This is a genomic window from uncultured Escherichia sp. (genome assembly GCF_948475835.1).
Classification (GTDB): Bacteria; Pseudomonadota; Gammaproteobacteria; order Enterobacterales; family Enterobacteriaceae; genus ECMA0423.
Genome location: NZ_CAOLGM010000028.1, coordinates 1 through 21,954, shown reverse-complemented (window position 1 = coordinate 21,954; position 21,954 = coordinate 1). Strand labels below are relative to the sequence as shown.

The 21,954-nt window shown below is 50.1% G+C and carries 20 protein-coding genes and 2 pseudogenes; 5 read left to right on the top strand and 17 right to left on the bottom strand.

What is annotated here, in order from left to right:
* The first annotated feature begins 80 nt into the window (after positions 1-80).
* On the top strand, positions 81-2,903 hold the full coding sequence (gene uvrA, locus QZF50_RS07965; protein ID WP_290388848.1) for an excinuclease ABC subunit UvrA: 2,823 nt from the start codon (positions 81-83) through the stop codon (positions 2,901-2,903).
* Positions 2,904-2,937: 34 nt separating this feature from the next.
* Here uvrA and QZF50_RS07960 read toward each other — a convergent pair whose 3' ends face one another.
* The 3 genes from QZF50_RS07960 to aphA all read right to left on the bottom strand — a co-directional run bounded on the left by QZF50_RS07960 (position 2,938) and on the right by aphA (position 4,538).
* Positions 2,938-3,294, bottom strand: coding sequence for an MmcQ/YjbR family DNA-binding protein (locus QZF50_RS07960; protein WP_000155657.1), 357 nt, complete (start codon positions 3,292-3,294; stop codon positions 2,938-2,940).
* 3 nt (positions 3,295-3,297) lie between these two features.
* Positions 3,298-3,714 (bottom strand): secondary thiamine-phosphate synthase enzyme YjbQ, encoded by a 417-nt coding sequence (locus QZF50_RS07955; protein WP_000270383.1) that lies wholly within the window; start codon positions 3,712-3,714, stop codon positions 3,298-3,300.
* 110 nt (positions 3,715-3,824) lie between these two features.
* Complete coding sequence (aphA, locus tag QZF50_RS07950) at positions 3,825-4,538, bottom strand: acid phosphatase AphA (RefSeq protein ID WP_001317548.1); 714 nt, start codon at positions 4,536-4,538, stop codon at positions 3,825-3,827.
* Between the two features lie 402 nt (positions 4,539-4,940).
* Between aphA and QZF50_RS07945 the strand changes: the two genes are divergently transcribed.
* Positions 4,941-5,321: a hypothetical protein gene (locus QZF50_RS07945; RefSeq protein WP_001472715.1), complete on the top strand. Its 381-nt coding sequence runs from the start codon at positions 4,941-4,943 to the stop codon at positions 5,319-5,321.
* A gap of 324 nt (positions 5,322-5,645) precedes the next feature.
* Here QZF50_RS07945 and tyrB read toward each other — a convergent pair whose 3' ends face one another.
* The 3 genes from tyrB to dnaB form a co-directional block, all read right to left on the bottom strand.
* Positions 5,646-6,839: an aromatic amino acid transaminase gene (tyrB, locus tag QZF50_RS07940; RefSeq protein ID WP_000486966.1), complete on the bottom strand. Its 1,194-nt coding sequence runs from the start codon at positions 6,837-6,839 to the stop codon at positions 5,646-5,648.
* 252 nt (positions 6,840-7,091) lie between these two features.
* A complete protein-coding gene (gene alr / locus QZF50_RS07935) occupies positions 7,092-8,171 on the bottom strand; it encodes an alanine racemase (protein ID WP_001147328.1) in 1,080 nt (359 codons plus the stop codon).
* A gap of 52 nt (positions 8,172-8,223) precedes the next feature.
* The gene (gene dnaB / locus QZF50_RS07930; RefSeq protein WP_000918363.1) at positions 8,224-9,639 is read right to left on the bottom strand and encodes a replicative DNA helicase; all 1,416 of its coding nucleotides are present in this window, start codon (positions 9,637-9,639) and stop codon (positions 8,224-8,226) included.
* Positions 9,640-9,721: 82 nt separating this feature from the next.
* Between dnaB and QZF50_RS07925 the strand changes: the two genes are divergently transcribed.
* Entirely contained in the window at positions 9,722-10,705 is a 984-nt protein-coding gene (locus tag QZF50_RS07925) for a quinone oxidoreductase (protein ID WP_000235522.1), read from the top strand.
* Positions 10,706-10,870: 165 nt separating this feature from the next.
* Here QZF50_RS07925 and pspG read toward each other — a convergent pair whose 3' ends face one another.
* The 4 genes and pseudogenes from pspG to QZF50_RS07905 all read right to left on the bottom strand — a co-directional run.
* On the bottom strand, positions 10,871-11,113 hold the full coding sequence (pspG, locus tag QZF50_RS07920; protein ID WP_000891389.1) for an envelope stress response protein PspG: 243 nt from the start codon (positions 11,111-11,113) through the stop codon (positions 10,871-10,873).
* Positions 11,114-11,246: 133 nt separating this feature from the next.
* A complete protein-coding gene (gene dusA / locus QZF50_RS07915) occupies positions 11,247-12,284 on the bottom strand; it encodes a tRNA dihydrouridine(20/20a) synthase DusA (protein WP_001298868.1) in 1,038 nt (345 codons plus the stop codon).
* 362 nt (positions 12,285-12,646) lie between these two features.
* The gene (locus QZF50_RS07910; RefSeq protein ID WP_015364382.1) at positions 12,647-13,354 is read right to left on the bottom strand and encodes a DUF2713 family protein; all 708 of its coding nucleotides are present in this window, start codon (positions 13,352-13,354) and stop codon (positions 12,647-12,649) included.
* Positions 13,355-13,381: 27 nt separating this feature from the next.
* Positions 13,382-13,663 (bottom strand): annotated as a pseudogene (locus QZF50_RS07905) (DUF2713 domain-containing protein); the annotation flags it as partial.
* A gap of 317 nt (positions 13,664-13,980) precedes the next feature.
* Between QZF50_RS07905 and zur the strand changes: the two are divergent.
* Complete coding sequence (zur, locus tag QZF50_RS07900) at positions 13,981-14,496, top strand: zinc uptake transcriptional repressor Zur (protein ID WP_001295691.1); 516 nt, start codon at positions 13,981-13,983, stop codon at positions 14,494-14,496.
* 41 nt (positions 14,497-14,537) lie between these two features.
* Here the strand turns inward: zur and QZF50_RS07895 are convergent, their stop codons facing one another.
* The 4 genes from QZF50_RS07895 to dgkA all read right to left on the bottom strand — a co-directional run bounded on the left by QZF50_RS07895 (position 14,538) and on the right by dgkA (position 17,347).
* On the bottom strand, positions 14,538-14,747 hold the full coding sequence (locus QZF50_RS07895) for a CsbD family protein (protein WP_001030593.1): 210 nt from the start codon (positions 14,745-14,747) through the stop codon (positions 14,538-14,540).
* A 115-nt stretch (positions 14,748-14,862) separates the two neighbouring features.
* On the bottom strand, positions 14,863-16,188 hold the full coding sequence (dinF, locus tag QZF50_RS07890; protein WP_001301116.1) for an MATE family efflux transporter DinF: 1,326 nt from the start codon (positions 16,186-16,188) through the stop codon (positions 14,863-14,865).
* Between the two features lie 72 nt (positions 16,189-16,260).
* Entirely contained in the window at positions 16,261-16,869 is a 609-nt protein-coding gene (lexA, locus tag QZF50_RS07885; RefSeq protein WP_000646078.1) for a transcriptional repressor LexA, read from the bottom strand.
* A gap of 109 nt (positions 16,870-16,978) precedes the next feature.
* Positions 16,979-17,347, bottom strand: coding sequence for a diacylglycerol kinase (dgkA, locus tag QZF50_RS07880; protein WP_000002907.1), 369 nt, complete (start codon positions 17,345-17,347; stop codon positions 16,979-16,981).
* A gap of 170 nt (positions 17,348-17,517) precedes the next feature.
* On the opposite strand from dgkA, the gene plsB reads away from it, so the two are divergent.
* Positions 17,518-19,941 (top strand): glycerol-3-phosphate 1-O-acyltransferase PlsB, encoded by a 2,424-nt coding sequence (plsB, locus tag QZF50_RS07875; RefSeq protein WP_000017354.1) that lies wholly within the window; start codon positions 17,518-17,520, stop codon positions 19,939-19,941.
* A 154-nt stretch (positions 19,942-20,095) separates the two neighbouring features.
* Here plsB and ubiA read toward each other — a convergent pair whose 3' ends face one another.
* The 3 genes and pseudogenes from ubiA to QZF50_RS07860 all read right to left on the bottom strand — a co-directional run.
* Positions 20,096-20,968: a 4-hydroxybenzoate octaprenyltransferase gene (gene ubiA, locus QZF50_RS07870; protein WP_000455228.1), complete on the bottom strand. Its 873-nt coding sequence runs from the start codon at positions 20,966-20,968 to the stop codon at positions 20,096-20,098.
* A 12-nt stretch (positions 20,969-20,980) separates the two neighbouring features.
* Positions 20,981-21,478, bottom strand: a complete 498-nt coding sequence (ubiC, locus tag QZF50_RS07865) for a chorismate lyase (RefSeq protein WP_001297295.1) — start codon at positions 21,476-21,478, stop codon at positions 20,981-20,983.
* 222 nt (positions 21,479-21,700) lie between these two features.
* Positions 21,701-21,954: pseudogene (locus QZF50_RS07860) on the bottom strand (hypothetical protein); the annotation flags it as partial.

The following is a 21,954-nucleotide window of genomic DNA, read 5'->3' as shown; positions in this document are numbered from 1 at the left end:
TTTGTGTCATAATTAACCGTTTGTGATCGCCGGTAGCACCATGCCACCGGGCAAAAAAGCGTTTAATCCGGGAAAGGTGAATGGATAAGATCGAAGTTCGGGGCGCCCGCACCCATAATCTCAAAAACATCAACCTCGTTATCCCCCGCGACAAGCTCATTGTCGTGACCGGGCTTTCGGGTTCTGGCAAATCCTCGCTCGCTTTCGACACCTTATATGCCGAAGGGCAGCGCCGTTACGTTGAATCCCTTTCCGCCTACGCGCGGCAGTTTCTGTCACTGATGGAAAAGCCGGACGTCGATCATATTGAGGGGCTTTCTCCTGCCATCTCAATTGAGCAGAAATCGACGTCTCATAACCCGCGTTCTACGGTGGGGACAATCACCGAAATCCACGACTATTTGCGTTTGTTGTTCGCCCGCGTCGGCGAACCGCGCTGTCCGGACCACGACGTCCCGCTGGCGGCGCAAACCGTCAGCCAGATGGTGGATAACGTGCTGTCGCAGCCGGAAGGCAAGCGTCTGATGCTGCTCGCGCCAATCATTAAAGAGCGCAAAGGCGAACACACCAAAACGCTGGAGAACCTGGCAAGCCAGGGTTACATCCGTGCTCGTATTGATGGCGAAGTCTGCGATCTTTCCGATCCGCCGAAACTGGAACTGCAAAAGAAACACACTATTGAAGTGGTGGTTGATCGCTTCAAGGTGCGTGACGATCTTACCCAACGTCTTGCGGAGTCGTTTGAAACCGCGCTGGAGCTTTCCGGTGGTACAGCGGTAGTGGCGGATATGGACGACCCGAAAGCGGAAGAGCTGCTGTTCTCCGCCAACTTCGCCTGCCCAATTTGCGGCTACAGTATGCGTGAACTGGAGCCGCGACTGTTTTCGTTTAACAACCCGGCAGGTGCCTGCCCGACCTGTGACGGCCTTGGCGTACAGCAATATTTCGATCCTGACCGCGTGATCCAAAACCCCGAGCTGTCACTGGCTGGCGGTGCGATCCGTGGCTGGGATCGCCGCAACTTCTATTATTTCCAGATGCTGAAATCGCTGGCAGATCACTATAAGTTCGACGTCGAAGCGCCGTGGGGCAGCCTGAGCGCGAACGTGCATAAAGTGGTGTTGTACGGTTCTGGCAAAGAAAACATTGAATTCAAATACATGAACGATCGTGGCGATACCTCCATCCGTCGTCATCCGTTCGAAGGCGTGCTGCACAATATGGAGCGCCGTTATAAAGAGACAGAATCCAGTGCGGTACGTGAAGAATTAGCCAAGTTTATCAGCAATCGCCCATGCGCCAGCTGCGAAGGGACGCGTCTGCGTCGGGAAGCGCGCCACGTTTATGTCGAGAATACGCCGCTGCCTGCTATCTCCGACATGAGCATCGGTCATGCGATGGAATTCTTCAACAATCTCAAACACGCTGGTCAACGGGCGAAGATTGCAGAAAAAATCCTTAAAGAGATCGGCGATCGTCTGAAATTCCTCGTTAACGTCGGCCTGAATTACCTGACACTTTCCCGCTCGGCAGAAACACTTTCCGGCGGTGAAGCCCAGCGTATCCGTCTGGCGAGCCAGATTGGTGCGGGCCTGGTTGGCGTTATGTATGTACTGGACGAGCCGTCTATCGGCCTGCACCAGCGCGATAACGAGCGCCTGTTGGGTACGCTTATCCATCTGCGCGATCTCGGTAATACCGTGATTGTGGTGGAGCATGACGAAGACGCAATTCGCGCCGCTGACCATGTGATCGATATCGGTCCTGGTGCGGGTGTTCACGGCGGTGAAGTGGTCGCAGAAGGTCCGCTGGAAGCGATTATGGCAGTGCCTGAATCGTTGACCGGGCAGTACATGAGCGGTAAACGCAAGATTGAAGTGCCGAAGAAACGCGTTCCGGCGAATCCAGAAAAAGTGCTGAAGCTGACAGGTGCACGCGGCAACAACCTGAAGGACGTGACGCTCACGCTGCCAGTCGGTCTGTTTACCTGCATCACAGGGGTTTCAGGTTCCGGTAAATCGACGCTGATTAACGACACACTGTTCCCGATTGCCCAACGCCAGTTGAATGGTGCGACCATCGCCGAACCGGCACCGTATCGCGATATTCAGGGGCTGGAGCATTTCGATAAAGTGATCGATATCGACCAAAGCCCAATTGGTCGTACTCCACGTTCTAACCCGGCGACCTATACCGGCGTGTTTACACCTGTGCGCGAACTGTTTGCGGGCGTACCGGAATCCCGTGCGCGTGGTTATACGCCAGGACGTTTCAGCTTTAACGTCCGTGGCGGGCGCTGCGAAGCCTGTCAGGGCGACGGTGTGATCAAAGTGGAGATGCACTTCCTGCCGGATATCTACGTGCCGTGCGATCAGTGCAAAGGTAAACGCTATAACCGTGAAACGCTGGAAATTAAGTACAAAGGCAAAACCATCCACGAAGTGCTGGATATGACCATCGAAGAGGCGCGTGAGTTCTTTGATGCGGTGCCAGCTCTGGCGCGTAAGCTGCAAACGTTGATGGACGTTGGTCTGACGTACATTCGCCTGGGGCAGTCCGCAACCACACTTTCTGGTGGTGAAGCCCAGCGCGTGAAGCTGGCGCGTGAGCTGTCAAAACGCGGCACCGGGCAGACGCTGTATATTCTCGACGAGCCGACCACCGGTCTGCACTTCGCCGATATTCAGCAACTCCTCGACGTGCTGCATAAACTGCGCGATCAGGGCAATACCATTGTGGTGATTGAGCACAATCTCGACGTGATCAAAACCGCTGACTGGATTGTCGACCTGGGACCAGAAGGCGGCAGTGGCGGCGGCGAAATCCTCGTCTCCGGTACGCCAGAAACCGTCGCGGAGTGCGAAGCTTCGCATACGGCACGCTTCCTCAAGCCGATGCTGTAATCGTTAAGGCCGCTTTCTGAGCGGCCTTTTCCTTTCAGAGTTGTACCAGCAATTTACGCTTTTCTTCCGGTAGTAAATTCACTGCCTGCTGATAAGACGCATCCACCAGATAATAGATTTGCGAATCCGGCAGCGAACCGTCGAGATACACGGTGCTCCAGTGCGCTTTATTCAGATGGCGGCTAGGACGCACATCGCTGTGCTGCTGACGTAGCAGCTCCGCCAGCTCCGGGCTGGTTTTCAGCGAAACAGCTGGGCGATTTTCTACTTCTTTCACCATCGCAAACAGTACATCTTCCACTTTGATCTGCGTCGCTTTCCAGTCGTTATGCACGCTCTGTTCTGCGCCTGGTTTTGCCATGCAATATTGTAGCAACTCCGAAATGGTCATTTTTTACTCCCCTTGTAGTGTCGCGATGATGCGACGCGATCCGCCGTGGATGCGATGTTCCCCCAGCCAGATGCCTTGCCAGGTGCCGGTCTGAATACGCCCTTTATGTAACGGCAATACAAGCGATGTTCCCAGCATTGAGGATTTGATATGAGAAGGCATATCGTCTGCTCCCTCATAGTCATGCTCATAATTTCCGTTGTCGGGAACGGTGCGGAGGAAAAAACGCTCCATGTCGTGGCGTACGGTGGGATCGCAGTTCTCATTAAGTGTCAGAGAGGCGGAGGTATGTTGCAGCAACAGATGCAGTAAGCCGATGTTAACGCGCGGCATATTAGCCAGCTGATTCAGAATTTCATCCGTTACCAGATGAAACCCACGAGATTTGGCGCTAAGCGTGAGCGTCTTTTGATACCACATGTGCTGCTCCTTGATAAAACTCTCTTAATCAGTTTGCAGCAAGACAGCGAAAGGATAAAGGTGTGATTAAAAAAACAGCATTCGGGAGAGTGTCACGCTCTCCCGCTCTGTCAGTATTCTGAATTGACGATCACCTCTTCACCAAACGCACCCGCTTGTGGCAAGGGTTTGTAGGTAGAGTTGGAGGCGCGCAGAATGCGGATACCACGAGCGCCGACATCGCGTGCGGCGGTAATATCATTATCAGAATCGCCATAAAAAATTCGGATATTTTTATCCTGCAGCCATTGCGATTTTGTATTTTGCCCTGGTTTATCGCCCGCAAAGATCACCGGATTCATGTTGGTGGCAGGAATATGAAAATTATCCGCCAGCGTTTTTGAAACCGTTTCTGTTTTCGTCGGACTACGACCAGTCACAAAGAAGATCGCGTCACCGCGGCGTACATGCATATCAATCAGCTGGCGGGCGACCTCTTTTGGAATGCTGAATTCATCCCAGCCATTGTTCATTTTTTCCCAGAACACAGGATTTTTCAGATAATCTTCGCTTTCTGGCGAGAAGTTTTTTTTGCCGCGCCAGAAGCCCGGACTGGAAAAAAGTACCGTGTCATCGATATCAAACCCCACCGCCATTGGCGGACGCCCTGCGAGGCTATTTTCAATTTGTGCGACCGAAACCCAATGAATGGGTGCCTGTTCAGCAAGCCTGGCAACGTTAGTACCTGGGTTAAGCGGTGAAGGAGATGAGGCCAGGGCAACAGCGGAACTGTTTAGAGCGAACAATAAGCAAACGGCACTGATTGCCTGTGTGATCTTGCGCATATTTTTCCCTAAATAGTCAGTATGTTGAAACTTTTTATTGTGAGATTTGTTGCAAAAACCATCTGACCATAACGCCAGCTGCCGGGGAAAGGAAGGATTATCTGCGGTTTTTGTGATGAAAAGCAGGATGATTATATTTAACCCAGTAAATACGTTCCTGTCTTTTTTTGTATAAAAAATGTTTATTACTCGATGTAAGGATACATTAATTTTACGTTTATTATGATGAATCCTCGGCAAATGAGCGAAATTTGATAGAACATTTATCTGCTGTACGATTTAATGAACTTAATGATACAGCATTACAAAAACAATCGAAGTTTATAAAGATGATTTCTGATTGACCAGCCCCCCTACCCTACAATGGTGACTAATTTTATTACTCGCGATGGAGATGATGATATGAATATATCATATGTGAATAGCAACAAAACGACATCTTTACCTGTTGAGCTAGATGCACTAAATAATAAAGATATCTCTTATGCCAAAGATTTCTTTTTATACATAGAAACACAGTTAAAAATTGCAAAAGATTTTTGTAGACCTGGAGAAGAAGTATCAAGTTCTATTGCAAGTAAAGTTTTTCACGCATTTATTGATTTAGTTAACAAAATCAGGGGTAAGAAAGACTTTATGTATATTTGCACGCTTTGCTGTTTTGCCGAGGAGGTTAAAGGTGATTATTCTCATTACAGGACCTTTTTATTTGATATTGGTAATCAATATAAGGTTAAACTTACACAAAGCGGAAAAAAGAGTCTCTTTAACATTAGAATTTAACGATACTATAATTGAATCTCAGAAAGTCACAGGCAATAAGGCAAAGCATATTCTTGAGGATATAGAAATATTCTATCGTAACAAACCCGATACTTATTATTAAATTTAATAATGGTTAGATGTGCAGAAATTATTACTCCACCCAAAAAAACAGGATAAGGAATTCCAGATAATTGGGATAAGCTTAACAATAAAAGAACTAACAACGTTTATTATCTCTCACGTAGAACGATGGCATCAAAAAAATCATCTATAAAGAAAGAGTGAAAGCGACGACAGTTTAATTTCACTGCAGGCTGGGTAGCTCCAGCCTGCTTTCCTGCATTACATCACCGCAGCAAACGCCTTTGCCACACGTTGTACATTTGCCGTATTTAACCCGGCGACACACATGCGACCGCTGGCGATGAGATAGACACCAAATTCTTCACGTAGTCGGTCAACCTGAGCGGCACTTAAACCGGTATAACTGAACATGCCGCGCTGATTAAGCAGATAATCGAAATTGCGTTCTGGCATCTCTGTGCTTAATACCTTCACCAGTTCCTGACGCATTGCCAGAATGCGAGTACGCATCTCTTCTACTTCCGCCAGCCAGCTGGCTTTCAATGCCTCGTCATTCAGCACTGCAGCCACCACCTGCGCACCAAAATTCGGCGGGCTGGAGTAGTTGCGGCGAACTGTTGCTTTCAATTGCCCCAGTACGCGGCCAGCGGCTTCGGCATCTTCACACATAACAGAAAGTCCGCCGACGCGCTCGCCGTAAAGGGAGAAAATTTTCGAGAACGAATTGCTCACCAGAGCGGGTAATCCAGCGCTGGCAATGGCGCGAATAGCGTAGGCATCCTCTTCCATACCGGCACCAAATCCTTGATAGGCAATATCGAGGAATGGAATAAGCTCGCGGGCTTTGAGAATTTCAATCACCGCATCCCACTGGTCATTAGTGAGATCGGCACCCGTTGGGTTGTGGCAACATGGATGCAGCAACACAATACTGCGGGCAGGTAATGTTTTCAGCGTCGCCAACAGGTCATTAAAGCGCACGCCGTTAGTCGCTTCGTCATACCAGGGGTAAGTACTCACTTCGAATCCAGCCCCGGCGAATATTGCTACGTGGTTTTCCCAGGTAGGATCGCTGACCCAGACGCCTGATTCCGGGAAGTAGCGTTTCAGGAAATCCGCGCCCACTTTCAATGCCCCGGAGCCGCCAAGGGTTTGAATGGTTGCTACGCGCTGTTGTTTCAGTACCGGATGGTCCGCACCAAACAGCAGCGGCGCAATGGCATGGCGATAGCTGTTAAGCCCTTCCATCGGTAAATAAAGCGAAGCGCCATGAGGCTGCGCATTCAGGCGCGCTTCCGCCTCCGCCACGGCTTTCAGTTGTGGAATAATTCCGTCTTCGTTGTAGTACAGACCGATACTTAAATTCACTTTGTCGCTGCGAGGGTCTTCTTTAAAACGCTCCATAAGCGTAAGAATCGGGTCGCCAGCGTAGGCGTCAACTTTTTGAAACACGCGATGGTTCTCCAGGTTTACGGGCAGGTGGTTAAAACACAATAAACCGGAAGAAGGCGAAGATCGAGTGGATGTTCAGGAGCGAACGGCAATTAGCAACAGAGTGAGACTCATGACAAACGTACATCCGCCAGAGGCACGACCTTTATAAGAGCATGAAAGAACATCAACTTATTGAATTTTTAGGATTTTATTGGCCGGATAAGGCATTCACGCCGCATCCGGCACAGACAATCAAATATTACAGAACGATTAATCCACGTATTTCATCGCGACCCTTGAAGTCAGGCGAGTGATAAGTTCGTAAGCGCTCACTTTTGTCATTTCAGCGATACGTTCTACGGGCAAACCTTCGCCCCATAAAATGACCGGATCCCCGGCTTTGTCCTGCGCTTGTGGACCTAAGTCTACGCAGATCATATCCATCGCCACGCGCCCGACAATCGGTACTTCGCGACCGTTCACCAGCACTGGCGTACCGGACGGCGCGGCGCGCGGATAACCATCGCCATAGCCCATCGCGACTACGCCAAGACGGGTATCACGTTCGCTTACCCAGGTTCCACCATAACCAACAGGTTCTCCGGCTTTATGCTCACGCACGGCAATCAGGCTGGAGGTTAGTGACATCACTGGCTGACAGCCAAAATCGGCACCGGTGGAGCGATCTTCCAGCGGCGAGACGCCATAAAGAATGATGCCCGGGCGCACCCAGTCAAAATGCGACTGTGGCCACAGCAGAATGCCACCCGATGCGGCAATGGAACGTTGACCAGGTTTGCCTTCGCAAAAGGTATTAAAGATAGCGAGTTGTTTCTCGGTTGCGCCACATTTTGGTTCATCCGCGCGCGCAAAATGGCTGACGATATTCACCGGCTGACGAACGTTTTTGCACTGGGTCAGGCGATGATAAAACGCCTCAGCCTGTTCCGGCCTTACGCCCAGACGGTGCATACCGGTATCGAGTTTCATCCAGACGGTAACCGGCTCGTCCAGGCTAGCCTCTTCCAGCGCAGCCAGCTGTTCTTCGTTATGCACGGCGGTATGAAAATGTTGCGCAGAAATCGTCGGCAGATCTCTGGCATCAAAAAAGCCTTCGAGTAACAGTACAGGTTTGGTGATTCCCCCCGCACGCAGTCGCAGAGCTTCTTCGAGACGGGCTACGCCAAAGGCGTCAGCATCGGGGAGCGTTCGCGCGGTCTCAAGAAGACCGTGACCATAAGCGTTCGCTTTCACCACCGCAACCATTTTACTGGCAGGGGCCAGTTCACGAAGACGTTGCAGGTTGTGTCGCAGAGCGCGGCGGTTAATCACAACAGTTGCCGCTTGCATTTGTGTTCCTTGATAAGTGTTTGCTTTAATTACCTAATTCATAAAATAATTATTATTCGTCGTCGTACTGCGGCCCCGCATAGTTGTCGAAGCGCGACCATTGACCGTTAAAGGTCAGGCGTACCGTCCCGATTGGGCCGTTACGTTGTTTACCGATAATAATTTCCGCGATGCCTTTTAAATCACTGTTTTCGTGATACACCTCATCACGATAGATAAACATGATCAAGTCCGCATCCTGCTCGATAGAGCCAGATTCACGCAGGTCGGAGTTGACCGGGCGTTTGTCGGCACGTTGTTCCAGAGAACGGTTCAACTGGGACAGCGCCACCACCGGCACGTTCAGTTCTTTCGCCAGTGCTTTCAGCGAGCGAGAGATTTCTGCAATTTCCAGCGTACGGTTATCGGAAAGCGCCGGTACGCGCATCAGTTGCAGGTAGTCGATCATGATAAGCCCGATGCCGCCGTGTTCACGGGCAATACGGCGTGCGCGGGAACGCACTTCCGTTGGCGTCAGGCCGGAGGAGTCATCGATATAGATATTGCGTTTTTCGAGCAAAATACCCATGGTGCCGGAAATGCGCGCCCAGTCTTCATCATCGAGCTGCCCGGTACGGATTTTAGTCTGGTCAACGCGCGACAGCGACGCCAGAGAACGCATCATAATCTGTTCTGAAGGCATCTCCAGCGAGAAGATAAGTACTGGTTTATCCTGCAACATCGCCGCGTTTTCGACGAGGTTCATCGCAAATGTTGTTTTACCCATCGACGGACGCGCGGCGACGATGATCAAATCCGACGGCTGCAAGCCAGCGGTTTTTTTGTTGAGATCGTCATAACCGGTGTTTACTCCGGTAACGCCATCGTGTGGCTGCTGAAACAACTGCTCAATACGCGCCACGGTTGCGTCGAGCACATCGGCGATGTTCTTCGGCCCTTCGTCTTTGTTTGCACGACTTTCAGCAATTTTAAAGACGCGGGATTCAGCAAGGTCCAGCAGATCTTCGCTGGTGCGCCCCTGCGGATCAAAACCGGCTTCAGCAATCTCATTCGCAACCGAAATCATCTCACGGACAACGGCACGTTCACGCACGATGTCCGCATAGGCACTGATGTTCGCCGCACTTGGCGTATTTTTTGACAGCTCTGCCAGATAAGCAAAACCACCGACGCTATCGAGTTGCCCCTGGCGTTCCAGCGATTCCGCAAGGGTAATCAGATCGATAGGACTACCGCTTTCCTGCAAACGCGCCATTTCAGTAAAGATATGGCGGTGTGGGCGGGTGTAAAAATCGTCTGCCACCACACGCTCGGCTACATCGTCCCAGCGTTCGTTATCCAGCATTAAACCGCCCAACACCGACTGCTCCGCTTCGATCGAGTGCGGAGGCACTTTCAGCCCGGCAACTTGTGGATCGCGTTCGCGGGGTTCAGCCTGCTGTTTGTTGAAGGGTTTATTTCCTGCCATAGTGAATGGAGTTACCGAGATAAAGAATGGGTCGAAACTTTACCATATGAAGCAGACCCTGACGATACGTTCTGGAGGACACATGGCAACACGAATTGAATTTCACAAGCACGGTGGCCCGGAAGTACTTCAAGCCGTAGAGTTCACTCCTGCCGATCCGGCAGAGAATGAAATCCAGGTCGAAAATAAAGCCATCGGCATCAATTTTATCGACACGTATATCCGCAGCGGCCTTTACCCGCCGCCATCACTACCCAGCGGATTAGGTACCGAAGCGGCAGGCATCGTGAGTAAAGTCGGCAGTGGTGTAAAGCATATTAAGGCAGGCGATCGTGTTGTCTATGCGCAGTCGGCGTTAGGCGCTTACAGCTCTGTGCATAACATTAATGCGGATAAAGCGGCGATTCTGCCTGCGGCAATTTCTTTTGAGCAAGCTGCAGCATCTTTCCTGAAAGGCTTAACGGTTTATTATCTGCTGCGCAAAACCTATGAAATTAAACCCGATGAACAGTTCCTGTTCCACGCAGCGGCTGGCGGCGTTGGCTTAATTGCCTGCCAGTGGGCAAAAGCCCTGGGCGCGAAACTTATCGGCACCGTAGGAACCGCGCAAAAAGCGCAGAGCGCGCTAAAAGCCGGCGCGTGGCAGGTTATTAACTATCGTGAAGAGAATCTGGTCGAGCGATTGAAAGAGATCACCGGCGGTAAGAAAGTGCGCGTAGTGTACGATTCCGTGGGCAGAGACACCTGGGAACGGTCGCTGGATTGCCTGCAACGCCGCGGCTTAATGGTCAGTTTTGGCAACTCATCAGGTGCGGTTACCGGTGTGAACTTAGGCATTCTCAATCAAAAAGGCTCGTTGTATGTGACACGCCCTTCCCTGCAAGGCTATATCACCACGCGGGAGGAATTAACCGAGGCCAGTAATGAACTGTTCTCTTTGATTGCCAGCGGTGTGATTAAGGTCGATGTCGCCGAGCAGCAGAAATATCCGCTGAAGGATGCGCAGCGTGCGCATGAGATTCTGGAAAGCCGGGCGACGCAAGGTTCCAGCCTGCTGATTCCATAAAAGAAATAGGGCTTCCACCTGGGAAGCCCTTTCTTTTTATAGTTCGGCTGTATGTAGGGTACAGCACGATGAATCTGTTAGAGGCGCAATAGTGACAGATTTGATTATCAATTCCTATTTTGTTCTAAGGATAAAACCTTAGGTTGTGATCATCCGCACAATCCCTTAGTAACGCCAGCGGTCATAACGCTGATATTTCGGCACTTTTGGTGCTTTAATCGCCTTAATAACCCACACCACCGCAATCGCCAGTAGTAACCACGGCAGCAACTTAATCATCAATGCCAGCATACCGCCGAGGAACATAATGGCCGTCGCCACAACCAGCGCGGCGATAATGCCCAGCAACGAAACGCCGGTGACCATCAGCATGACAAAAAAGCCAAACACAAAAAGTAGTTCCAGCATGATGCTCTCCCAAATATGAAATCTCTTGCTGGCATTACAAGAATCATGCCAAAAATAATCTATTGATTTAACAGCAAAATGCCCCGCGACGGTGCGCAGGGCGTGGTGAATTTGACTACTTTTTGGTGAAAAGTTAACGCTTATCCGCCACCAGTTTGAGCGCGTGTTCCAGCACATTAATGTCTGCACCCGCTTTATGGGCATTTTCACTTAAATAACGCCGCCACTGCCGCGCGCCAGGAATACCCTGGAACAAGCCCAACATATGCCGGGTAATATGGCCGAGATACGTCCCCTGGCTGAGTTCACGCTCAATGTACGGATACATGGCGCGCACTACCGCCACTGGATCGGCATCGGTATCCGAGGAACCAAAGATCTCCCGGTCTACCGCCGCCAGAATACCCGGATTCTGATACGCCTCGCGCCCGACCATCACGCCATCCATATGTTGCAGGTGTGCTTTGGCCTCTTCCAGCGACTTGATACCACCGTTAATCGACATTGTCAGATGCGGAAAGTCACGCTTCAGTTGATACACACGCGGATAATCGAGCGGCGGGATTTCACGGTTTTCTTTCGGGCTTAACCCCGAAAGCCAGGCTTTACGTGCGTGGATGATAAACATCTCACACTCGCCTTTGCCGGAAACGGTGTTGATGAAATCGCAGAGAAATTCATAGCTGTCCTGGTCATCGATGCCAATACGCGTTTTCACCGTCACTGGAATCGACACCACATCGCGCATCGCTTTCACGCAGTCGGCAACCAGCTGCGCATTACCCATCAGACACGCACCAAACATGCCGTTCTGCACCCGGTCAGACGGGCAGCCGACATTCAGGTTGATCTCATCATATCCACGCGCTTCTGCCAGCTTCGCACACTGTGCCAGCGCCGCCGGATCGCTACCGCCGAGTTGCAACGCTACCGGATGTTCTTCTTCACTGTACGCCAGGTAATCACCTTTACCGTGAATAATCGCCCCTGTGGTCACCATTTCGGTATACAGCAACGTATTGCGGGAAAGCAGACGCAAGAAATAGCGGCAATGTCTGTCCGTCCAGTCGAGCATTGGTGCAACGCTAAACCGACCACTCCAGTGAACGTCAGTTTTTTCAGGCATTGCGCTGGTTTGGTTGATTTTTTGCATTTCAGAATTACCGTGCATTTTCAAATGTAGAGATTATTTTATCGATATATCATGGGGTTATGTTATTCAGCATCACTATTCAGGAGGCTCAATAGCGGGGTACTATACCATAACAACAGGAAGCGCCTGTCTCATTGCAAAAGAAAATTGAGATCCTCTCAAGGCATGAAGCTCTCACGAAGTGATGGAAATAATCTTATTAGCCGTTAACTTTGTTAAGGCCAATGATAAACAATCCAGGTTCGACGATAAATAAAAAATCACACATTAAACTCTGGTGATATATCTCCCTGCTAATAGCATTGATAGAGAAAAAAGAACCCAATAAATATTGGGTCCTTTTATATAATGCCTTCCATACTATCGAAGAACTTCACATATTATTTCTCCGATTTAACCCCGAACAAATCATAAATTAATTTAGAAGTGTCTGTAAGTATTTTAATCTCTTCCTTTGAGGTTGGGTCAAACGACTTCGCGAAGCTAATTAATTGTGGTGCAGCATCTCGCATTTTGCTTAAAATATCAGGATCGAGCGTTCCTTCATTCACCAGATGTGACATCTTATCCAGATAGCCATCAAAATTCATTTCTCCCCCATCAGCCAGACGCTTCATCTCTCCCAGGTACTTCTTCATATCACGTTGAGATAATTTTTCAAACTGAGCTTTCAGGTAGCTCTCATTATTTTCATTAATATACACTGTTTCTGATAAATCTGTGTAGGCACTAGAATATGAAAGTGAAATTAACAGCGAAGCAAATAATTTTAAGCTGTTGTCATCATGTTCCTGGCAGGCATTAACAAACGTTAAAAAACCAGAACCTATTGCTTGAAAATGTATATTCGCTAAAGGTTCATTATCCTTAGATTCCTCATAAAATAGCTGAACAGTGGAGGGAAGGCCATTCTTAGTTTCTACATCAAAAGTACATCGTTCAATGGGAGTCGCATCTTTATTATCCCCAGGATTACATATACTATTAATCGCGAAATGAAAAATAGCCCGGTCAACAACTGATGCAATAAAGTCACGATCGTTTAAATCCTCATCAGTGCAATCGTCAATATACTTATTGACCCACACTTTGAGATTAGTTATTTGCTCAATTAAAAACACATTTTTTTTACGTGCATGCCATAAATTATGAGTGATTCTTTGAATAAACAAATCTATTTTTGCAATAATTATATCCCGATGACGCAGCGCTGAATAATCAATAGACTTACCATATATATTATTTAATTTACCTTTGATTGTACCTCTATTATCTAATTTATCTTTGGTTGCATCTATATTATCTAATTTATCTTTGTTTGCATCTTTATTATCGAATTGATTTGAATTGAGTGTTTTATTAAAGTATCCAGTTGCACCGGGTATTATCTTCAACATGATTCATCTACCTTTTTTGTCGTACCGTGTCCTCCTTATAAGTGTTTTGCCATCTGGTCACTATCAAAAATCGCTCATAATTTCTGAACTACAGGTATGCGATCAAACCCAGTTAAATAAATAGCGAGTTAACTTGAAGCAATTTATTTAAAAATGAATTATTAATTATTATCGTGTTGATAATGGTACGACCAAGCAACACAACACCTTACCTACAAAACAGAAAATCAACATTACGGCAACAATAAGGGTTCTCGGTGTTTTTCCTGGAACATGGTAAAGTAAGGACATTCTTAACCCCCACTTTGAGGTGCCCGATGGAAAAGACCACAACGCAGGAGTTATTAGCGCAGGCTGAAAAAATCTGCGCGCAGCGTAATGTGCGCCTGACCCCACAGCGCCTGGAAGTGTTGCGCCTGATGAGTCTGCAGGATGGCGCTATCAGCGCTTATGATCTGCTTGATTTGCTGCGCGAAGCTGAACCGCAAGCCAAGCCGCCAACGGTTTATCGCGCGCTGGATTTTCTGCTTGAGCAAGGTTTTGTGCATAAGGTGGAATCCACCAACAGTTATGTGCTCTGTCATCTGTTCGACCAGCCCACGCATACGTCAGCCATGTTTATTTGCGATCGCTGCGGCGCGGTGAAAGAAGAGTGTGCAGAAGGCGTGGAAGACATTATGCATACGCTGGCGGCAAAAATGGGGTTTGCCCTGCGGCATAATGTGATTGAAGCACATGGGCTCTGTGCGGCATGCGTGGAAGTGGAAGCGTGTCGTCATCCTGAACAGTGCCAGCATGATCACTCTGTGCAGGTGAAAAAGAAACCGCGTTAAGAGGGCGTACATCCTTGTACACGTCGGGCAGGAGGGATTAATTACCAGCGATATTCATTGCGGGTTTCCCAATCCACGACCTCTTTTTCTGCCTGATCTTTCTGATAACCATAACGTTCCTGGATTTTACCGACCAGTTGATCACGTTTACCTTCAATGATCGTCATATCATCATCGGTCAGTTTGCCCCATTGCTCTTTCACTTTACCTTTAAACTGTTTCCAGTTACCGCCGGCTTCATCTTTATTCATAATCAAGACCTCATCGTTAGGTTGTGAATGAGAGTACGTTCACTTTTCTTCTGAACGTGAGATTAAGTGTAGTCAGCAATTTGGCTTAGGATAATTTATTCAGAATTTTTAACCGTCACGTTGCGGCAAACCAGGTACCGTTGCGCCAGTGACGCCGCCAGATAGCCGCCAGAGAAAGCCCGCGCAACGCCAGAAAGACGGTTAATGCCAGCCACAAACCATGATTACCCAGCCACGGCAGCGTAAGGAGCGTCAGCGCAAAACCTGCGGCGGCCACCGCCATACTGTTACGCATTTCGGCGGCACGCGTTGCGCCTATAAACATGCCGTCCAGCAGATAACACCAGACGCCAACCAACGGCAAAATCACCTGCCAGATAAGATAGCGGTCAGCCAGCTGCTGAATCTGGGTTAACGACGTCAGCAACGCAATGATGTGTTCCCCTGCCAGCAAATAAACCACCGAAAACAGTAACGCTACAATCCCCGACTGGCGGCACGCTGCCCGCCATACATCCAGCAACTGGCTACCGTCGCGCGCACCGTATGCCTGACCGGAGTGCGCTTCAACCGCGTAGGCAAAACCATCAAGCGCATAGGCGGTAAAGGTGAGTAGCGTCATCAGAACCGCGTTAACAGCGATAATGTCACTCCCCAGTCGCGCACCAAGTACGGTGATCGCGCCGAAACAGAGTTGCAACAACAGCGAACGCAGCATGATATCGCGGTTAAGCGCCAGCAAGCGACGGAAGTTTCCTCGCCAGGCAGTTTTCAGCATTTCGCCGGAAATTCCGCGTAGTTTGAGGATTTTACGCACCATTAGCAGACCAATCAGCAATGTTGCATATTCCGCAATAACCGTCGCCAGCGCCGCGCCCTGCACGTTCATATGCAGCCCCATCACCAGCCAGACATCCAGCACAATGTTGAGGATATTGCCGACCACTAACAAAATTACTGGCGCACGGGCATATTGCACGCCGAGTAACCAACCGAGTAATACCAGATTCGCCAGCGACGCCGGAGCGCTTAACCAGCGGATTTCAAGAAAGCGCCGCGCCTGTTCCAGGACCGCTTCACTACCGCCAACAATATGCAGCGCCAGATCGATAATCGGTGTACGCAGCAGCGCAATTAACGCCCCAGCCCCCAACGCCAACAGCAACGGTTGCACCAGCGCACGGGCTAATGCCTGAGGATTTTTGGCACCATAAGCCTGCGCAGTCAGCCCGGTGGTGCTCATGCGTAAAAACAGCAACAGCATAAAGAGAAAGCTGGTCGCCGTTGCACCAACCGCCACGCCGCCCAAATAAACCGGGCTATCAAGATGACCAATTACCGCCGTATCGACCAGTCCCAGCAACGGAACGGTGATATTGGAGAAAATCATGGGTAAGGCGAGATGCCAGAGTGCTTTATCAGATGAAGTGAGGAATGCCATGCAGACAAGCCTGATGAAGAGAGATGAAAAACAAACCGCGACGCCTGGCGGCATCGCGGTCTCAGAGATATGTTACAGCCAGTCGCCGTTGCGAATAACCCCAACCGCCAGCCCTTCAATGGTGAAGCTCTGCTGACGAAGGTCAACGACAATTGGTTTAAACTCGCTATTTTCTGGCAACAGTTCGACTTTATTGCCCTGTTTTTTCAGGCGCTTAACGGTAACTTCGTCATCAATACGTGCGACAACGACCTGACCGTTACGTACATCCTGAGTTTTATGCACTGCCAGCAAGTCGCCATCCATAATGCCGATATCTTTCATCGACATCCCGCTGACGCGCAGCAGGAAATCAGCATTCGGCTTGAACAAGGAAGGATCGACCTGATAATGACCTTCAATATGCTGTTGCGCCAGAAGCGGTTCACCGGCAGCCACACGACCTACCAGCGGCAACCCTTCTTCCTCTTCCTGCAACAGACGAATCCCGCGTGATGCGCCGGAAACAATTTCAATAACGCCTTTGCGTGCCAGCGCCTTCAGATGTTCTTCAGCCGCGTTTGGGGAACGGAACCCCAAACGCTGCGCGATTTCCGCACGCGTCGGCGGCATACCTGTCTGGCTGATGTGATCACGGATGAGATCAAACACCTCTTGTTGCCTGGCCGTTAACGCTTTCATTCCGCCCCCTGGGTGTATATACAGTTATGCTGTGAGTATATACAGCAAAAGGCGATTTTGGAACCATAAACTGCACAATAAACCAGAGATTTATCGAAATCTGGAAGGGTTATCCAAAATGCGACCATAACAGAATGCACCAGGTAATCACGGCGACGATAATGGCAATCAGCACCGCGGCGGATCCCATATCTTTTGCGCGTCCGGAAAGCTCATGGTATTCAGAGCCAATTCGGTCAACCACTGCTTCGATGGCGCTATTGAGGATTTCCACAATCATCACCAGCATCACGGAGCTGATAAGCAGCACGCGGGTAATTGCGTCCACATCCAGCCAGCAGGCGATGACCACCGCCAACAATACCGCTACGCCTTCCTGACGGAATGCCGCTTCGTTGATCCATGCAGCGCGTAAACCTTTCCAGGAATAGCCAGCAGCTTTAATAATTCGGGTGAATCCAGTGGTATTATTGGCCATTGAAAGAACCTTTTTACATTATGAGCGTCAATATCAGTGTACCGTTAAATCCGATGATTCGGGTTTGCGTAACGCCGCGCGAAACATGAGCGGATACCACAGAATTTCCCATGACTTTCTGCTATCCTTGCCGCGCATTTGCATTATTAACCAGAGGCTTTACATCGTTTATGTCCGGCTGGCCACGAATTTACTACAAATTACTGAATTTACCATTAAGCATCCTGGTAAAAAGCAAGTCTATTCCGGCAGATCCTGCCCCGGAACTGGGGCTGGATACTTCTCGTCCAATTATGTACGTTTTACCGTACAACTCGAAAGCAGATTTGCTGACGTTACGCGCCCAGTGTCTGGCTCATGACTTGCCTGACCCGTTAGAGCCGCTGGAAATCGACGGCACGCTACTGCCGCGCTATGTGTTCATTCACGGCGGGCCGCGTGTATTCACCTATTACACGCCGAAAGAAGAGTCTATTAAGCTGTTCCACGACTATCTCGATTTGCACCGTAGCAACCCAAATCTGGATGTGCAGATGGTGCCAGTATCGGTGATGTTTGGTCGCGCGCCGGGGCGTGAAAAAGGCGAAGTAAACCCGCCGCTGCGTATGCTTAACGGCGTACAGAAATTTTTCGCCGTACTGTGGCTCGGTCGCGACAGTTTTGTGCGTTTCTCGCCGTCAGTTTCGCTGCGCCGTATGGCGGATGAACACGGCACGGATAAAACTATCGCACAGAAACTGGCGCGCGTGGCGCGTATGCACTTTGCCCGTCAACGTCTGGCTGCTGTGGGCCCACGTCTGCCTGCTCGTCAGGATCTGTTTAATAAGCTGCTCGCCTCCCGCGCCATTGCCAAAGCGGTAGAAGATGAAGCGCGCAGCAAAAAAATCTCCCATGAAAAAGCGCAGCAGAACGCGATTGCGCTGATGGAAGAGATTGCGGCGAATTTCTCTTACGAGATGATCCGCCTGACTGACCGCATTCTGGGCTTCACCTGGAACCGACTTTATCAGGGCATCAACGTCCATAACGCCGAGCGCGTTCGCCAGCTGGCCCACGACGGTCATGAGCTGGTGTATGTGCCTTGCCACCGCAGTCACATGGACTACCTGCTACTTTCTTACGTGCTGTACCACCAGGGGCTGGTGCCGCCGCATATCGCCGCCGGGATCAACCTGAACTTCTGGCCGGCCGGGCCGATTTTCCGCCGTCTGGGGGCGTTCTTTATTCGCCGTACTTTTAAAGGCAATAAACTTTATTCCACCGTTTTCCGTGAGTATCTCGGCGAACTGTTCAGCCGTGGTTATTCCGTCGAGTACTTCGTGGAAGGCGGTCGTTCCCGCACGGGGCGTTTGCTGGATCCGAAAACCGGTACGCTGTCGATGACCATTCAGGCGATGCTGCGTGGCGGCACGCGTCCGATTACGCTGATTCCGATCTATATCGGTTATGAGCACGTCATGGAAGTGGGTACTTACGCCAAAGAACTGCGCGGCGCGACGAAAGAGAAAGAGAGCCTGCCGCAGATGCTGCGCGGTTTAAGCAAGCTGCGTAATCTCGGTCAGGGTTACGTCAACTTCGGTGAACCAATGCCGTTGATGACCTACCTTAACCAGCACGTACCAGACTGGCGTGAATCTATCGATCCCATCGAAGCGGTGCGTCCGGCCTGGTTAACGCCGACGGTCAATAATATTGCTGCCGATCTGATGGTACGCATTAACAACGCAGGCGCGGCAAACGCCATGAACCTGTGTTGTACTGCGCTTCTGGCATCACGTCAGCGCTCACTCACCCGCGAGCAGTTAACCGAGCAACTCAACTGCTACCTGGATCTGATGCGCAACGTACCTTACTCCACGGACTCTACCGTTCCTTCAGCCAGCGCCAGCGAGCTTATCGATCACGCGCTGCAAATGAACAAGTTTGAAGTCGAGAAAGACACTATCGGCGACATCATCATTCTGCCACGCGAGCAAGCGGTGCTGATGACCTACTATCGCAACAACATTGCGCATATGTTGGTGCTGCCTTCGCTGATGGCGGCAATTGTCACCCAGCATCGCCACATCTCCCGCGACGTATTGATGGAGCACGTCAATGTGCTTTACCCAATGCTGAAAGCGGAGCTGTTCCTGCGCTGGGATCGCGACGAGTTGCCGGACGTTATTGATGCGCTGGCAAATGAGATGCAACGTCAGGGGCTGATTACCCTGCAAGATGATGAGTTGCATATCAACCCGGCGCATTCTCGCACCCTACAGCTGCTGGCCGCAGGCGCGCGCGAAACGCTGCAACGTTATGCCATCACCTTCTGGTTGTTGAGTGCCAACCCGTCGATCAACCGCGGTACGCTGGAGAAAGAGAGCCGCACCGTCGCGCAACGTCTCTCCGTGCTGCACGGCATCAACGCGCCGGAGTTCTTCGACAAGGCGGTGTTCAGTTCTCTGGTGCTGACGCTGCGTGATGAAGGGTATATCAGCGATAGCGGCGACGCCGAACCGGCAGAAACGATGAAGGTTTATCAGTTGCTGGCGGAGTTGATTACATCAGACGTGCGTTTGACGATTGAGAGTGCGACGCAGGGCGAAGGGTAATCAGAGAGAATTGCCGGATGCGGCGAAAACGCCTTATCCGGCCTTCCATAATCTGCAAATTCAATAAATTGCGATGTGTTGTGTAGGCCTGAGAAGCGCCGCGCATAAGGCAACCCAGAAGAAAGCCGGATGATCATCCGGCTTTTTTACATCATCAGAAATGCCAGTAACTCATTGCCAGTCCTAAAAACAGTACCAGACCAACATAGTTATTATTCATAAATGCTTTAAAGCAGGCTTCACGCTCGCGGTTGGCAATCAGTTTTTGTTGATAAACAAACAGCGCGCCAGCCACCACAATTGACCAGTAATATCCCCAGCCTAAGCCATTTAACTCACCGATGATCGCCATCAGTGCCAGTACGCCAATCTGCAAAATACCAATAATCAATTTATCGTATTGGCCGAACAGGATTGCCGTGGATTTAATGCCAATCTTCACATCATCATCGCGGTCAACCATCGCATACTGCGTGTCGTAAGCCACCGCCCAGAGAATATTGGCGAGGAACATTAACCAGCAACTCAATGGCACCGACTCACTCACAGCGGCAAAAGCCATTGGAATCGACCAGCCAAACGCCGCGCCCAGCACCACTTGCGGGAGATGGGTATACCGCTTCATAAACGGGTACACCCACGCCAACGCCAGAGCGGCAATCGACAACAGAATGGTCATCGTATTCAGCGTCAGTACCAGTAAAAACGAAATCAGTACCAGCACTACAAACAGCGCGCGCGCCTCTTTCTCTGTTACCGCGCCGCTGGGAAGTGGTCGGTTCGCCGTGCGCTTAACATGACCATCAAACTTTCGGTCAGCATAATCATTCACCACACATCCAGCAGCGCGCATCAGCCAGACACCCGCGACAAATACCGCCAGGATCCAGAGCTGAGGAACGCCCGGTGTCGCCACCCACAACGCCCATAATGTTGGCCAGAGCAGCAGTAACGCGCCAATTGGCTTATCCGTACGCATTAAGCGATGAAACGCCAGCAGCTTATTCTGCGTCAGACTCCACTCCATATTTTTTTCCTCTTAGTACAACGGTGACGCCGGTAAAAACAGTTCTGTTAGCAACAGCGGTTTACCGCTTAATCGCAGGCGGGAACGTCGCCCCCACAGTCCGGCATCACGGCCTATCTCAATAAAGTCCCGGGTTAATGTCGATGATGTGAACAGATAGCGTCCTAACGGCGTTTTACCCAATTTTTGTAACGCCAGCTCCGGCCCGCTTAACGTTGACACAGGAACGACGGTACGACCGGCAAGCCACGGTTCACCATCGGCACATAACAAAATTTCACGTAACCAGTAACGAGACTCTTTCGGCAGCAGCGGCAGTTCTTCGGGGATTTCATTCTGCTCGACAAACCCTTCGCGGATCATCGTCACGCTTACCGTTTTTCCCTGCTGTTCAAAACGTTTTGTCATGGAATCCTCCAGCAACAGCCAGTCGAGCAGTTGCGGTTCCAGGGCAGGGATCTCTTTAAAATAGCGCAGCGCACGCAGTTGCGTTAACGCGGGGTGTGACATGCCGAACTCTCCGTTACATAACGTAAAGGCATTGTATCGCAGAAAAGTGTTTACGGGAGATGTAAAGCAAATTAAGTGATCTAATACGCAACAAAAACGCAACAATCGCATGAAGTGGTAAAACGCTGTTGAACCTTACGCTTTGCCGATGCCCGCGCTGGAGAGGGCAACCATAGGGGCATCACCGCCCAGGATGCCAGGAACGGTGATGTTTTCCTTTACTTAAACACCCTTATTCATTATACGATGAGCTCGCCAACTCGCAGTAAAAATGGGGAAAAGCGCATATTTACCATGAGATTTGGAGCTGAAAAGTGTTTCCTGAGTAAGATTAACAGGCAACATCTCATGTCTGGATTTGTAGATATACGTGGAATTCCAATTGGTATCTTTTGTAGGATTCAACATATCATGTAAGCGCTGGGAGCTTACCACCATAACAGGCCCATCATCGACAGAGGAGAACAGGATAAATA